The organism is Staphylococcus kloosii (assembly GCF_003019255.1).
Taxonomy (GTDB): Bacteria; Bacillota; Bacilli; order Staphylococcales; family Staphylococcaceae; genus Staphylococcus; species Staphylococcus kloosii.
In genome coordinates this window covers 684,176-697,688 of sequence record NZ_CP027846.1, presented here as the reverse complement: position 1 = coordinate 697,688, position 13,513 = coordinate 684,176, and the positions used below count along the sequence as shown (strand labels likewise).

The window sequence follows — 13,513 nt, the reverse complement described above, 5'->3', positions numbered from 1 at the left end:
TATAAAAGTAATAGGAATAACATTAAAAGTGAAAACAATATATTATTTCAAATTTAACAAAGAAAGTTGAGGGATACATGTGCATTTTACACAACGTGAACAAGACAAATTAATGCTCGTTATCGCAGCAGATTTAGCTCGCAGACGTCAAGATAGAGGTCTGAAATTAAACTATCCCGAAGCAGTCGCTATTATTAGTTATGAACTGCTAGAAGGTGCTAGAGATGGCAAAACAGTGGCTGAACTTATGAGTTACGGCAAACAAATTTTGAATGAGGATGATGTAATGGATGGTGTTGCTGATATGCTTACAGAAATGGAAATTGAAGCAACATTCCCTGACGGTACAAAGTTAATAACTGTGCATCACCCAATCGTTTAAGGAGGTAACAGGATGAAACCAGGCGAAATCATTGTAAAAAGAACCGAAATAGAAGTTAACAAAGGTCATGAAGCTACAATTATTGAAGTGAAAAATACAGGCGATAGACCAGTACAAGTAGGTTCACACTTCCATTTTTTCGAAGTAAACCCTGCACTAAAATTTGAACGTGAAAAAGCATATGGTAAACATTTAGACATTCCGGCAGGCGCAGCGGTACGTTTTGAACCAGGAGACGAAAAAGAAGTCCAACTCGTTGAGTACAGTGGACGTAGACATATTTATGGTTTCCACGGAAAAGTAAATGGACCTATCGATGAATCGCGCGTTTATCGTGCAAAAGATGATAATTCAAATGAGGAAATTATTAAGCCAGAAGATAAAAAAAGTGGAAATGCTAACAAAGAAAGAGGGTATGATCGATGAGTTTTAAAATGACGCAATCCCAATATACTAGTTTGTATGGTCCTACTGTAGGAGACTCAGTTAGATTAGCTGACACTAATTTATTTGCTCGTGTAGAAAAAGATTACGCTACTTATGGCGATGAGGCTGCTTTCGGCGGTGGAAAATCAATTAGAGATGGTATGTCTCAAAACCCTAACGTAACACGTGACGATAAAAACGTTGCCGACCTCGTCATAACCAATGCTATGATTATCGATTATAACAAAATTATTAAAGCCGATATTGGTGTGAAAAACGGCTATATAATGAAAATTGGTAAGGCTGGCAACCCAGATATTATGGATAACGTAGATATTATTATTGGGGCTACGACTGACGTAGTATCTGCTGAAGGTAAAATTGTTACCGCTGGCGGCATCGATACACACGTTCATTTTATTAATCCTGAGCAATCTCAAGTTGCATTAGAAAGTGGTATCACAACACATATTGGTGGAGGTACGGGTGCTAGTGAAGGTGCTAAGGCTACGACTGTAACACCTGGGCCATGGCACATTCACCGTATGTTACAAGCTGCAGAATCTCTACCGCTTAATATTGGATTTACCGGTAAAGGACAAGCAGTAAACCATACCGCTCTAATTGAACAAATTCATGCGGGCGTGGTTGGCTTAAAAGTCCACGAAGACTGGGGTGCTACACCATCAGCACTAAGTCATGCGCTTGATGTTGCTGATGATTATGATGTTCAAATCGCTTTACACGCAGATACATTAAATGAAGCAGGTTTCATGGAAGACACTATGGCTGCGGTCAAAGGCCGTGTACTACACATGTATCATACAGAAGGTGCCGGTGGTGGTCATGCGCCAGACTTAATTAAATCTGCTGCTTACTCAAATATATTACCTTCATCAACAAATCCTACGCTGCCTTACACAGTAAATACGATTGATGAGCATTTAGATATGGTAATGATCACTCATCACTTGAACGCTTCTATACCTGAAGATATCGCTTTTGCCGATTCAAGAATTCGTAAAGAAACTATCGCCGCAGAAGATGTTTTACAAGACATGGGTGTTTTCAGCATGGTTAGTTCTGACTCTCAAGCAATGGGACGTGTCGGTGAAGTTATTACGCGCACTTGGCAAGTAGCTCACCGTATGAAAGAACAAAGAGGTAGTCTAGAAGGCGATGCGGAATATAATGATAATAATCGTATAAAACGTTATATTGCTAAATATACAATTAACCCTGCAATCACTCATGGAATATCTGACTACGTAGGCTCTATTGATGATGGCAAATTAGCAGATTTAGTAATGTGGGACCCTGCTTTCTTCGGCGTTAAACCTGATGTCATTATTAAAGGTGGCTTAATTAATACTGCTGTAAATGGCGATGCTAATGGTTCAATCCCTACTTCTGAACCTATCAAATATCGTAAAATGTATGGCCAATACGGTCCAAATATGGCTGCCACTTCAATGACTTTCGTTTCTAAAACTGCATATGCTAGCGATATTGGACAACAATTAGGCTTAAAATGCAAAGTTCGCCCAGTTCATAATATTCGTAAATTAAGTAAAAAAGATATGAAAAACAACAGCGCTACACCAAAATTAGATGTAGATCCACAAACTTATGAAGTATTTGTAGATGGCGAAAAAATTACAAGCCAAGCAGCTACAGAACTTCCTTTAACTCAAAGATATTTCTTATTCTAGGAGGAACGCACTTGATTATAGAAGAAATCAAAGGCAATATTGCTAATTTATCACCAGAAGAAAAACAAAAGCACGTCGAGAAAGTTTATTTAGAAAACTCAGATTTAGTGAAACGTATACAACGTGTCACTACTGACCATAATAATGAAATCGGGATTCGCTTATCTCAACCAATAGATTTACAATATGGCGATATTTTATATTCAGATGACAACAATATGATAATTGTCGACGTTAATTCAGACGATTTACTTGTGATTCAGCCTCGTACATTGCAAGAAATGGGAGATATTGCTCATCAATTAGGTAATCGTCATTTACCGGCACAATTTACAGAAACAGAAATGTTAGTACAATATGATTATTTGGTTGAATCGTTATTAAAAGATTTAGGTATTCCCTACCAACGTGAAGATCGAAAAGTTAACCAAGCATTCCGTCATATAGGTCATTCACATGATTAACCAGCAAGCATTTCGTTTGTTCCAATTTTGTGACTCTCAAGTACCTACAGGTGCATTTAGTCACTCTTTTGGGTTGGAAACTTATATTCAACGCGATGAAGTGCATGATGAACACACATTTACAAATTGGTTAACTTTGTTTATGAATGAACAGTTAAGTTATAGCGATGGATTAACAATGCGTTTAATTTACGAGGCGTTAGAACAAGAAAATACGAACCAAATTATGAAACTTGATAATTTATTGTATGTACAAAGTTTACCGCGTGAAACACGCCAAGGTTCAAAACAAATGGGAAATCGTATGGTTAAATTAGCAAACTCACTATACAGCAGCGATTGGCTTCAATGGTACCAAACTCAAATGGAACAGAAGTCAGTACACTTGCACCCTGCAATATGTTTTACGATGCTTGGTCATTACCTAAATGTAGATATAGCAACCATTATTGACTATTATTTATATCAAAATGTAGCTAGTCTAACTCAAAATGCCGTGCGCGCTATACCATTGGGTCAGACGGCTGGTCAAAAAATCATTAATGATATGATCCCTAATATTACTCAAGTGAGAGATAATATTTTACAATTAGATGAATCGCAATTAGGTATTACCGCACCAGGCATAGAATTAAATCAAATGGAACATGAAAATGTTAATGTAAGAATATTCATTTCATAGGAGGATATTAAATGACACAAACAATAAAAATTGGTATCGGCGGTCCAGTCGGTGCCGGCAAAACACAACTAATCGAAAAATTAGTTAAACGTTTGTCTAAAGAGTTTAGTATCGGTGTTATCACAAATGATATTTACACCAAAGAAGACGAAAAAATCCTTGTTAATACAGGCGTTTTACCTGAAGATCGTATAATCGGTGTAGAAACTGGTGGTTGTCCTCATACAGCAATTCGTGAAGATGCTTCTATGAATTTCGCTGCTATAGACGAACTAAAAGAACGCAACGACGACATTGAACTTATCTTTATAGAATCAGGCGGCGACAATTTAGCTGCTACTTTTAGCCCTGAATTGGTCGACTTTTCAATTTATATTATCGATGTTGCGCAAGGTGAAAAAATTCCACGTAAAGGTGGACAAGGTATGATTAAATCAGACTTTTTCGTTATTAACAAAACTGATTTAGCACCATATGTTGGTGCATCTTTAGACCAAATGGCTGAAGATACTAAAACATTTAGAAAAAATCGTCCATTTGCATTTACAAATCTTAAAACTGACGAAGGGTTAGAAAATGTGCTTTCTTGGATAGATAATGATGTATTCTTAAAAGGATTAGCATAATGACACAACAACAATGGACTGGTCAACTTGAGTTAACCGTGTTCAATAATGGACGTAAATCTGTAGCAAGAGATATTTACTTTGATAAGGCGTTAAAAGTTATGCGCCCTATCTATTTAAATCAGTCCGATATTCCAACTTTTTATATTGTAAACGTTGGGGGCGGCTATTTGGATGGAGACCGTTATAAAATGGACTTCACTGTGAAAGACGAAGCAGCGGTAACGCTTACTTCTCAAGGTGCTACTAAAATATATAAAACGTTAAATGATAGAGTAGAACAATACCAAACTTTTACAATAGGTAACAACGGTTATCTAGAATATGTCGCTGATCCGGTAATTGCCTATGCAAATGCTAAATTTTATCAGCATAATATTTTTAATTTGGATATGCATGGTTCGCTATTTTATAGCGACATCTTAACACCAGGTTATGCGCAAGATGAATCACTCTTTAGTTATAAATATATGCATTTGCTAAATGAAATATACGTAGATAATCAACTTGTAGCTTATGACAATTTATTGTTATCACCTGAACAAAATAATGTGAGTGATATTGGCTACATGGAAGGTTATACACATATTGGTTCATGTTATTTCATCCATCCGGAAGTGACACAAAAATATATTGATAGTATTTACGATGAAATCAAACACGTTGCACAACAATATGATTGCCGATTCGGTATTACCAAATTGGCTACGCATGGTTTAACAATCCGTATATTGTCGTTAAAAACTCAAGTTATCGAAAAGATATTAGCGCATGTTCAAGATTTTATTGTACGTACTACTTATAACAGAGAAACTCATTTTTTAAGAAAATATTAATTACCCTTATTGAGATTCAAAGTGCGCTTTGAGTCTCAATTTTTTAAAAAATTGTGCATTTCGAACAATTATTCTATACACAACCTAATGAAGTGTTATAAACTAAAGTTATTGAGTGATTGCGTAAAAGAGAAATTTATTGGAGGACTTTGAATGACTGCTACATTTGAATATAACTTTACGGTTGAAACATCTTGGATAGATCATAATGACCACATGCATGACGCTAAATATTATTCTATTTTTAGCGATTGTGTCGTGTACTTTTTTAACGCCGTTGGTTACGAATTTGAACGAGAAGATTTACCAGTAACTGTTTTTAGCTTAGAATCACACATTTCTTTTTTAAAAGAACTACGTTTAGGTGATTCTTTTTATGTAAGACCTTATATCTATGATTTTGATGCCAAACGTACGCATCTTATTTTAGTTATGTTTAATGAGCAAGATGAAAAAATTGCTACATACGAAGTCATGATGATTAGCGTAAGCAATGAAACACGCAAGAGTGCCCCATTTCCAGACAAGGTTTATCAAACTATTGCTGACTATTATTCACAACAACCACAGTTTGAAATACCTAAACAAGTAGGTCACGTTATAGGAATTCCAAAAAAGTAAACTAATAAAATAAGAGGAGGTTGAGAAGCTACGATTTCTCAACCTCTTATTTTATATTTTGCATGATGTCTATTCATGCTTAAACATTCTATATAATCCTTCTTTTACGAATAACGCAAACTGCTGATAATTTTCACCCTTGGTATAGTCATTATTTACAATTATTGGGATATTTAAATTTAAAATTTGTGCGATGACCGTACGTATAAAAAACTCAGGTTTAACGTTGCGCATGTCACCATTATTGATAAACCATTCAATTTTATCTTTCAATTTACTCGTTAATTTATGGGTAAAAATATTAACTAATATATTTTGGAAATCTTCATTAGTAATTGCTTCGTTTAAGATGACTTTAAGAATACGTCTGTTGTCATAAATGAATTGAGATCTGTTTTCTACAAATAAATTTATAAATGCATCAAAATGGGTTGTTTCGTTTAATTCATCTGTAAATTGTTTAACAGCTACAGGTGCGATATGGTCTCTTAAAATTGGAATTAAGCCTGCGTATAATAACATTCTTTTACTTTTAAACTGCTTAAATACCGTTCCTTCTGCGACGTTTGCACGTTGCGCAATTTCTTTAGTACTCGTTTTATCAAATCCTTGTTCACTAAATAATGCAATAGCACTTTCTATGACACGTCTTTGTTTATCGCTTAAATATTCAAGTTGAGGAACAATGGTTTCAACTAATGACTTAATATCTTGGTTCATATTGACCTCCTAAACTTTTCTATATCTTTTCATGCCTATAATATTTAAAATCAATAAGCATATGAAAAATGCGAATAACACAATTAAATAAATGTAAATATCGTTGAATCCATAACCCTTGATCATAATATTTTGCATTGTTTGCCCGGTATAGAATAACGGCATGATATGCGAAAAGTATTGTAACCCTTTATTCATTGATTCAATTGGTATAATCCCTGCAAATAATACTTGTGGTACTACGACTAATGGTATAAATTGAATCATTTGGAATTCTGAGGAAGCAAAGGTAGATAATAATATACCGAATGTCACAGCGACAAGTGCTGTTAATATTGCTGTTAATAGCACGAACCATATCGAACCTACTAAATTAATGTGTAGAATATAAATTGCATATAATACGACAACTACAGTTTGAATAACGCTGAAACTACCATAACCGAAGACGTAACCAAAAATAATTTCACTGCGCTTTATCGGAGAGGCCAGTAAGCGTTCTAATGTACCTGAAGTACGCTCTTTTAATAGTCCAATACCGGAAATTAAAAACGTAAAGAAAAAGACAAAGAATCCGATTAATATAGGGTTTATCATATCAAAATAAGTAGAATTTGAAGAACCATACAAATAATGCGCCGTCAGTTTATACGGTTTAGCCATATCTTGATGAGTCGTGTTTCCCCCATCCCCAGGCATTTTTTGTTGTATTTTAGTTAACGCTTGATGCAATTTATTAGTATTATCTTTCATGGCATTCATATTATGACTCATTAACCACTTTTGATTTGCACCTGTTAACTCTCCAGCTTGTGTAGGATTATCGTTAGCATAAGTCACTGATATTTTGTGCCCATCGCTGTGTAAAAATCCTGTTAATTTGTCGTCTTTTATTTTATCGTTTATATCATTGTTATTATTATAATTTTTAACGTGAATATCTTTATCATGTAATTCAGTAATTAATGAATCTGGTACATCGTGAACGCCAACTGTTACGCCATTAGTATTATCGGCAACTGTAAAAATATAATATAATAGCGATAATATTAATATAGGTGCAATAAGCAATAGTGCTAACGTTCTTACATCTCGAATCGTCTGTTTGAAAATACGTCCTGCTATGTGCAACGAATTCATATTATCCCTCCATATTAAGAAATACGCCTTCAATCGTATCTGTATGATATTGTTTTTTCACTTCATCAGGTGTACCCATTGCCAATATTTTTCCTTGGTTCATTAATACGAGCTTGTCACAGCGTGTAGCTTCATCTAACACATGCGTTGTCACTATAATGCATTTATCTTCTGCCTTTGCTTTAGTTAAATCCTTCCAAATCGCCTGACGTAATTTAGGATCAATGCCTACTGTAGGCTCGTCTAATATAAGGATATTAGGATTTTGCAAAAAGCTAATCGCTAAAGATAACCGTCGTTTCATTCCACCAGAATACATTTCGACTTTTTTATCCAAATCATTGTCTAATTGAACCATTGAACTACATACGTTCACACGTTTTTTAATATCTTCTTTGTTGCGTATATAAATTCTTGCGAAAAACGTTAAATTTTCACGTCCAGTTAAATCATTATATAAAGCATCATTTTGAGCCATATAACCAATATTTGCTAATATCTTTCTATTCGGCATTGAATGTTCTTGAATAGTAACTTGCCCACCATCAGTTTTCTCCATGCCTAAAATACACTGTATTAACGTCGTCTTTCCAGTACCTGAAGGACCAATTAGTCCCACAACTTCACCAGCATTAAATGATATAGAAATATCATCCAACACTTGTTGTTTACCAAAGGATTTACTTACATTTTTTACCTCTATCATAAAGTATTCCTCCTCACGCCAATAAAATGAGTGACCACTCACTTTATTTACATATTACTCTTTTTCGGTTCTTTGTCAATACAAAAAAGCGATACTAAAACTTAGAGTTTCAGTATCGCCATTAAACACATATATTAAATTATTTAACTACATCTAATGCTTGTTGTAGATCTTGTACTAAATCTTCTGTGTCCTCAATACCAACTGACAGACGAATTAAGCCATCTGCAATACCTTCTTTTTCACGAACATCTTTTGGAATTGATGCATGAGTCATAAGTGCCGGTACTGAAATTAAACTTTCAACAGCGCCTAAACTTTCAGCTAAAGTAAAGTATTGCGATTGTTTGATGACCTCTTTAGCTTTCTCTATATCTGCAACCTCAAAAGCAACTACGCCAGTATGACCAGAAGTTTGGTTTTCATGAATATCATGATTTAAATGACTAGGAATACTCGGATGGAATACATTGTTAACTGCAACGTGATTTTGTAACATTTCAATAATAGCTAACGTATTACGTTGAATTTGATCCATTCTTAAGCCTAATGTTTTAATGCCTCTAATTAATAAATAGCTATCTTGAGGCCCTAATACACCACCAGTTGAATTTTGAATAAAGCCGATACGTTCAGCTAAATCATCACGTTTTGTCGCAACTAATCCTGCTACAACATCACTATGACCACCAATATATTTCGTAGCCGAATGTAACACGATATCTACACCAATCGCTAAAGGATTTTGGAAATAAGGTGTCATAAACGTATTATCTACTACAGAAATTAAATCATTTTTGTTGGCAATATCTACAGCTGCTTTTATATCTGTAACACGCAATAATGGATTTGAAGGTGTTTCAATATAAAGCATTTTAGTTTGCGGTGTAATGTGTTGTTCGATTTGATCGGCATGTGTCGTATCTATAAAATCAACTTTAATACCGTAGCGCGTAAATACTTTCGTTAAGGCACGATAAGTACCACCATAAACATCTGAGTTAATTAATAGATGATCACCTTCATCTAATAACATAATAACTGCTGTAATCGCAGCCATACCAGAACCAAAAGCAAAGCCATAGTTACCTTGTTCTAATTCTGCAATAACACTTTCTAAGGAAGAACGTGTTGGATTAGCCGAACGTGAATATTCATACCCTTGTCTTAAATCACCAATGCCGTCTTGCATATAAGTACTAGTTTGATAAATCGGTGTCGTCACGGCGCCAGTGTAATCGTCTGTTGTATGACCACCATGTATTAATTGAGTCTTTTTGTTCATTATAAATTCTCCTTTGTATCTCTATTTGAATTTGCTCTTCCATCTGTTAAGTACAAAACCTAATAAATACAATTCAATTCCTATTTAATCGATATGTATTATACAATAGGTTTACAAATAATAGCAACCAATCAGACCATTAATTCTTATCTTTTTAATAAGATATATTGATTTATAAAAAAGCAAATAGTATAGTTATAATTATCAGAAAATTCTTACTAAAAGGAGTGCCTTATAATGAGTGAACAAAAATGGCATTTAGATACACTATCAATACATGCTGGACAAGAGGTCGATGACTTTTCAAAATCACGCGCAGTTCCGATTTACCAAACATCAAGTTACACATTTGATGACACTAATCATGCTCAATCTCTATTTTCACTAGCAGAAAATGGCAATATATATACGCGTATCATGAATCCAACTCAAAATGTTTTAGAGGAACGTCTAACTGCATTAGAGGGTGGTGTAGGTGCATTAGCAACATCATCTGGTCAAGCTGCCATACATTTAGCTTTGTTAAACATCGTAGAAACTGGTGATGAAATTGTTGCCTCCTCTAATTTATATGGTGGTACCTACAATTTATTGAATGTCACGTTTAAAAAACTGGGAATTAAAGTGCATTTTGTAGATCCAAGTAACCCTGAAAACTTTAAACAAGCGATTAATGATAAAACAAAAGCAGTATATGCTGAAACGATTGGTAACCCTCGTATTGATGTACTAGATATTGAAGCCGTAGCCAAAATTGCCCATGCTAACGAACTACCTTTAATTGTTGATAACACATTCCCTACGCCTTATTTATTAAGACCATTCGAATTTGGTGCGGATATTATCGTTCATTCAGCTACTAAATTTATCGGTGGTCACGGTACATCTATTGGCGGCGTCATCGTTGATAGTGGTAATTTCAACTGGAATAACGGCAAGTATCCTGGTTTAGTTGAACCAGACGAAAGTTATCACGGTATTTCTTATGTAAATGATGTTGGAGCTGCTGCCTATATCACAAAAGCACGAGTTCAATTATTACGTGACTTAGGTTCTGCAGTATCACCATTTAATGTTCATGAATTTTTAATCGGCTTAGAGACGTTACATTTACGCATGCAGCGACATTCTGAAAATGCATTGCGGGTCGCTCAATATTTAAATGAACATCCTAAAGTAACGTGGGTAAATTATCCAGGATTAGAAGATAATCCTTACCATAGTTTAGCACAACACTATTTACCAAACGGTCAAGGTGCTATATTAACATTTGGTATTGATGGCACTGTTAACGAAATCTCAAATTTCGTAGATGGCTTGCATCTATTCTCACATTTAGCAAATGTCGGTGATTCTAAATCATTAGTTATCCATCCTGCAAGTACGACCCACTTACAATTATCAGAAGAAGAACGTCAAGCGTCTGGTGTACTTCCTGAACTAGTTCGTTTATCTATTGGGACAGAAAATATTGATGATATCATTAACGATTTAGAACAAGCATTAACAAAAGTTTAAGTAGGCATTGAATAAGCATACTAACAATGACACCTACATACAAATTCCCTTTGTGTGTAGGTGCTTTTGTGGCTTATAAATATGTATATTAGACTCCCCTTCATTCTGACGTTAGACAAACCTCAGACTGACACTTATATTTTTATTTAAATCCCTTTGAAATTATAGTTTGATACTGGGATAATTAATTTAATCTCGTGATTGGAGGTATACTAATGGATAATGACAAAGACAAAATTACGATGACTGTTATTCTTTTGGCAGGTAAAATCTTACTTTCTTCTGGAGCAGAAGTCTCTCGAGTAGAAGATACTATGCGTCGTATGGCGATAAGCATGGGATATTACAACAGCCAAGGATACGTTATCAACGTATTTATCAACTTTTCTTTAAGTTCTGATCACGACACACGAATTATAAGAATTGATAAAAACATCACGAATTTACTTAAAATTTTCCAAGTCAATTCAATTTCTAGAAAGTTAACGAGCAATCGCATTTCTATATATGAGGCACATGACAGTTTAAAACTTATCGACCATACCTCTTTAAGTAGTGCGTTATGGAAAAAGGTTATCGCCGCTGGTTTAATTTCTTTAAGTTTTCTTTATTTATTAGGTGGTACTTGGCAATATGTAATCATTACACTTCTTGCGGGGTCAATCGGTTATTTCATCGTCGAATACATGCAAAGTAAATCCTTAACAATGTTTATCCCAGAATTTATTGGTTCCTTTATTTTAGGATCCATTGCCATATTAGGGTCAAAACTATTGGGTGTCAGTGGTAACTTAGGTTCTTCCATTATTGCTTCAGTCATGCCTATTGTACCTGGTGTCGTAATTACCACTGCTATTCAAGATTTATTTAGCCGGCACATGTTAATGTTTACTGCTAAATTTCTAGAAGCACTCGTAATTGCATTTGCCATAGGTTCCGGTATAGCTATTGCGTATTTAATTTATTAAGGAGGTATCGTAATGACATTCGCATTCTCTTTTTTCTTTAGTTTTACCGCTTCATACTTTTTCGCATTTATTTACGATGCACCTAAGAAATTATTTATACCTGCCGGTTTAGCAGGTGCTTCAGGATATATGGTACATTTTATTTTTATTGAAACCATGCAGATGGATACTATTTATACGAGTTTAATTGGAAGTTTAACTTTAGGCTTAATTAGCCAAATATTAAGTCGTTTATTAAAATCTCCAGTCGTTATTTTTATGATACCGGGAATTATTCCTTTGGTGCCAGGTAGTTTAGCTTTTCGAGCAACGCAACAACTAGTAACACTAGATTTCACTAGTGCTGGCACAACATTTATTAGAGCTATCTTAATTGCAGGCTCAATCGCTCTAGGCTTACTATTATCAGATCAGTTATCAAAAACGCTAAACATTACCAAATACTGGCGTGTTAAAAAGAATAAATTATAAAAAAGATTGAGTATGTAAGATACGTTGTTTAATCGCGCATCAGTCATACCCAATCTTTTTTTATTTTACATCATATAATCCTGCCAAAACATTTGAGTTTAAGTTACTTATTTTCACTTTAAACTCCCCTTCTGTCATTAAATTATGCTTTTTGGCATAACTTTCAATACTTTCTTTATATGGCAATGCACTATTCGTAACGCCACCACCTAATACTATTGTATACACATTATATAAACTATAAATGTTATTACAAAGTTGTTGAGTCATTTTCATTACTTCATCCAACATTGCAGTCATGCCACTATGTTCATCATTCATATACATATCAATAGCTTGTCGCGTAGACGTTTCCTCGCCCATAATATCAGTTGCTTTTCTACTAATAGCTAAACCTGAAATTTCATTTTCCACACATCCGTATTGTTTACATACAGGACATTGATAATCACTATCTGTTTTTATAATCGTATGACCAATTTCTCCAAAATTCCCATCAACGCCTGCTAATGGTTTCCCATTATTCATATATGCTAAGCCTATACCTGTACTTATCGTTAAATATATAAATGAATCTTCATTTACATCTAAGTCTCTATATTCAGCTCTAATAGCCGCATCCGTATCGTTGACAAAGGCAGGTTCAAAATCACTATGTTTACGTATATAATCACCTGCGTTAAAGCCATTATATTGTTGTAAGTTAGGTGGATTTAAGAAGATGCCTTCTTTATATTCACATGGCCCCGGCATAGCAATATTCAATGCTTGAGGCGCCAATTGATCATAGTTACTTTTATATTCTTTAGCTAACGAAATAATCTTATCAAATTGTTGTTGAGGATTTGGCGCAATGGTTTCAAAAGTTTGGAAATCAATAATTTCCATGTTCTCATCAATTACACCAACAATTGTCTTTGTTCCTCCAATATCGACTGCTAGTTTATACATTGTAT

16 protein-coding genes are annotated in these 13,513 nt (G+C 34.5%); 11 read left to right on the top strand and 5 right to left on the bottom strand.

Annotated elements, in window-relative coordinates; genetic code table 11:
* Window positions 1–79: 79 nt before the first annotated feature.
* The 8 genes from C7J89_RS03300 to C7J89_RS03265 all read left to right on the top strand — a co-directional run bounded on the left by C7J89_RS03300 (window position 80) and on the right by C7J89_RS03265 (window position 5,749).
* Window positions 80–382: an urease subunit gamma gene (locus C7J89_RS03300; RefSeq protein WP_061853774.1), complete on the top strand. Its 303-nt coding sequence runs from the start codon at window positions 80–82 to the stop codon at window positions 380–382.
* A gap of 12 nt (window positions 383–394) precedes the next feature.
* The gene (locus C7J89_RS03295; RefSeq protein WP_103295572.1) at window positions 395–808 is read left to right on the top strand and encodes an urease subunit beta; all 414 of its coding nucleotides are present in this window, start codon (window positions 395–397) and stop codon (window positions 806–808) included.
* Window positions 805–2,520, top strand: coding sequence for an urease subunit alpha (gene ureC, locus C7J89_RS03290; RefSeq protein ID WP_061853776.1), 1,716 nt, complete (start codon window positions 805–807; stop codon window positions 2,518–2,520). The genes C7J89_RS03295 and ureC overlap by 4 nt, the downstream gene beginning before the upstream one ends.
* An 11-nt stretch (window positions 2,521–2,531) precedes the next feature.
* Complete coding sequence (gene ureE / locus C7J89_RS03285) at window positions 2,532–2,984, top strand: urease accessory protein UreE (RefSeq protein WP_103295573.1); 453 nt, start codon at window positions 2,532–2,534, stop codon at window positions 2,982–2,984.
* Entirely contained in the window at window positions 2,977–3,666 is a 690-nt protein-coding gene (locus C7J89_RS03280; protein WP_103295574.1) for an urease accessory protein UreF, read from the top strand. The genes ureE and C7J89_RS03280 overlap by 8 nt, the downstream gene beginning before the upstream one ends.
* An 11-nt stretch (window positions 3,667–3,677) precedes the next feature.
* Window positions 3,678–4,292, top strand: a complete 615-nt coding sequence (gene ureG / locus C7J89_RS03275) for an urease accessory protein UreG (RefSeq protein ID WP_061853779.1) — start codon at window positions 3,678–3,680, stop codon at window positions 4,290–4,292.
* Window positions 4,292–5,128: an urease accessory protein UreD gene (locus C7J89_RS03270; protein WP_061853780.1), complete on the top strand. Its 837-nt coding sequence runs from the start codon at window positions 4,292–4,294 to the stop codon at window positions 5,126–5,128. Before ureG ends, C7J89_RS03270 begins: the two co-directional genes overlap by 1 nt.
* A 153-nt stretch (window positions 5,129–5,281) precedes the next feature.
* Window positions 5,282–5,749: a thioesterase family protein gene (locus C7J89_RS03265; RefSeq protein WP_061853781.1), complete on the top strand. Its 468-nt coding sequence runs from the start codon at window positions 5,282–5,284 to the stop codon at window positions 5,747–5,749.
* Window positions 5,750–5,818: 69 nt separating this feature from the next.
* On the opposite strand, the gene C7J89_RS03260 is transcribed toward C7J89_RS03265, so the two are convergent.
* The 4 genes from C7J89_RS03260 to C7J89_RS03245 all read right to left on the bottom strand — a co-directional run bounded on the left by C7J89_RS03260 (window position 5,819) and on the right by C7J89_RS03245 (window position 9,600).
* Window positions 5,819–6,469: a TetR/AcrR family transcriptional regulator gene (locus C7J89_RS03260; RefSeq protein ID WP_103295575.1), complete on the bottom strand. Its 651-nt coding sequence runs from the start codon at window positions 6,467–6,469 to the stop codon at window positions 5,819–5,821.
* Window positions 6,470–6,478: 9 nt separating this feature from the next.
* Window positions 6,479–7,609 carry an ABC transporter permease gene (locus tag C7J89_RS03255; RefSeq protein ID WP_103295576.1) on the bottom strand — a complete coding sequence of 377 codons (1,131 nt, stop codon included), beginning with the start codon at window positions 7,607–7,609 and terminating at the stop codon, window positions 6,479–6,481.
* 1 nt (window position 7,610) lies between these two features.
* Entirely contained in the window at window positions 7,611–8,315 is a 705-nt protein-coding gene (locus C7J89_RS03250; protein WP_061853784.1) for an ABC transporter ATP-binding protein, read from the bottom strand.
* A 139-nt stretch (window positions 8,316–8,454) separates the two neighbouring features.
* Entirely contained in the window at window positions 8,455–9,600 is a 1,146-nt protein-coding gene (locus C7J89_RS03245; protein WP_106884387.1) for a bifunctional cystathionine gamma-lyase/homocysteine desulfhydrase, read from the bottom strand.
* A 237-nt stretch (window positions 9,601–9,837) separates the two neighbouring features.
* Between C7J89_RS03245 and C7J89_RS03240 the strand changes: the two genes are divergently transcribed.
* The 3 genes from C7J89_RS03240 (at window position 9,838) to C7J89_RS03230 (ending at window position 12,557) form a co-directional block, all read left to right on the top strand.
* Window positions 9,838–11,118 (top strand): homocysteine synthase, encoded by a 1,281-nt coding sequence (locus C7J89_RS03240; protein WP_103295652.1) that lies wholly within the window; start codon window positions 9,838–9,840, stop codon window positions 11,116–11,118.
* 215 nt (window positions 11,119–11,333) lie between these two features.
* On the top strand, window positions 11,334–12,086 hold the full coding sequence (locus tag C7J89_RS03235; RefSeq protein ID WP_061853787.1) for a threonine/serine exporter family protein: 753 nt from the start codon (window positions 11,334–11,336) through the stop codon (window positions 12,084–12,086).
* Between the two features lie 12 nt (window positions 12,087–12,098).
* A complete protein-coding gene (locus C7J89_RS03230) occupies window positions 12,099–12,557 on the top strand; it encodes a threonine/serine exporter family protein (RefSeq protein ID WP_061853788.1) in 459 nt (152 codons plus the stop codon).
* Window positions 12,558–12,617: 60 nt separating this feature from the next.
* On the opposite strand, the gene C7J89_RS03225 is transcribed toward C7J89_RS03230, so the two are convergent.
* Entirely contained in the window at window positions 12,618–13,508 is an 891-nt protein-coding gene (locus C7J89_RS03225; RefSeq protein WP_103295651.1) for an ROK family protein, read from the bottom strand.
* Between the last annotated feature and the right edge of the window lie 5 nt (window positions 13,509–13,513).

Excerpts from the sequence above, each read along its gene's own strand:
- C7J89_RS03295 (WP_103295572.1), top strand. The coding sequence starts at position 395 with ATGAAACCAGGCGAAATCATTGTAAAAAGAACCGAAATAGAAGTTAAC.
- ureC (WP_061853776.1), top strand. The coding sequence starts at position 805 with ATGAGTTTTAAAATGACGCAATCCCAATATACTAGTTTGTATGGTCCT.
- C7J89_RS03280 (WP_103295574.1), top strand. The coding sequence starts at position 2,977 with ATGATTAACCAGCAAGCATTTCGTTTGTTCCAATTTTGTGACTCTCAA.
- ureG (WP_061853779.1), top strand. The coding sequence starts at position 3,678 with ATGACACAAACAATAAAAATTGGTATCGGCGGTCCAGTCGGTGCCGGC.
- C7J89_RS03270 (WP_061853780.1), top strand. The coding sequence starts at position 4,292 with ATGACACAACAACAATGGACTGGTCAACTTGAGTTAACCGTGTTCAAT.
- C7J89_RS03265 (WP_061853781.1), top strand. The coding sequence starts at position 5,282 with ATGACTGCTACATTTGAATATAACTTTACGGTTGAAACATCTTGGATA.
- C7J89_RS03260 (WP_103295575.1), bottom strand. The coding sequence starts at position 6,469 with ATGAACCAAGATATTAAGTCATTAGTTGAAACCATTGTTCCTCAACTT.
- C7J89_RS03255 (WP_103295576.1), bottom strand. The coding sequence starts at position 7,609 with ATGAATTCGTTGCACATAGCAGGACGTATTTTCAAACAGACGATTCGA.
- C7J89_RS03250 (WP_061853784.1), bottom strand. The coding sequence starts at position 8,315 with ATGATAGAGGTAAAAAATGTAAGTAAATCCTTTGGTAAACAACAAGTG.
- C7J89_RS03245 (WP_106884387.1), bottom strand. The coding sequence starts at position 9,600 with ATGAACAAAAAGACTCAATTAATACATGGTGGTCATACAACAGACGAT.
- C7J89_RS03240 (WP_103295652.1), top strand. The coding sequence starts at position 9,838 with ATGAGTGAACAAAAATGGCATTTAGATACACTATCAATACATGCTGGA.
- C7J89_RS03235 (WP_061853787.1), top strand. The coding sequence starts at position 11,334 with ATGGATAATGACAAAGACAAAATTACGATGACTGTTATTCTTTTGGCA.
- C7J89_RS03230 (WP_061853788.1), top strand. The coding sequence starts at position 12,099 with ATGACATTCGCATTCTCTTTTTTCTTTAGTTTTACCGCTTCATACTTT.
- C7J89_RS03225 (WP_103295651.1), bottom strand. The coding sequence starts at position 13,508 with ATGTATAAACTAGCAGTCGATATTGGAGGAACAAAGACAATTGTTGGT.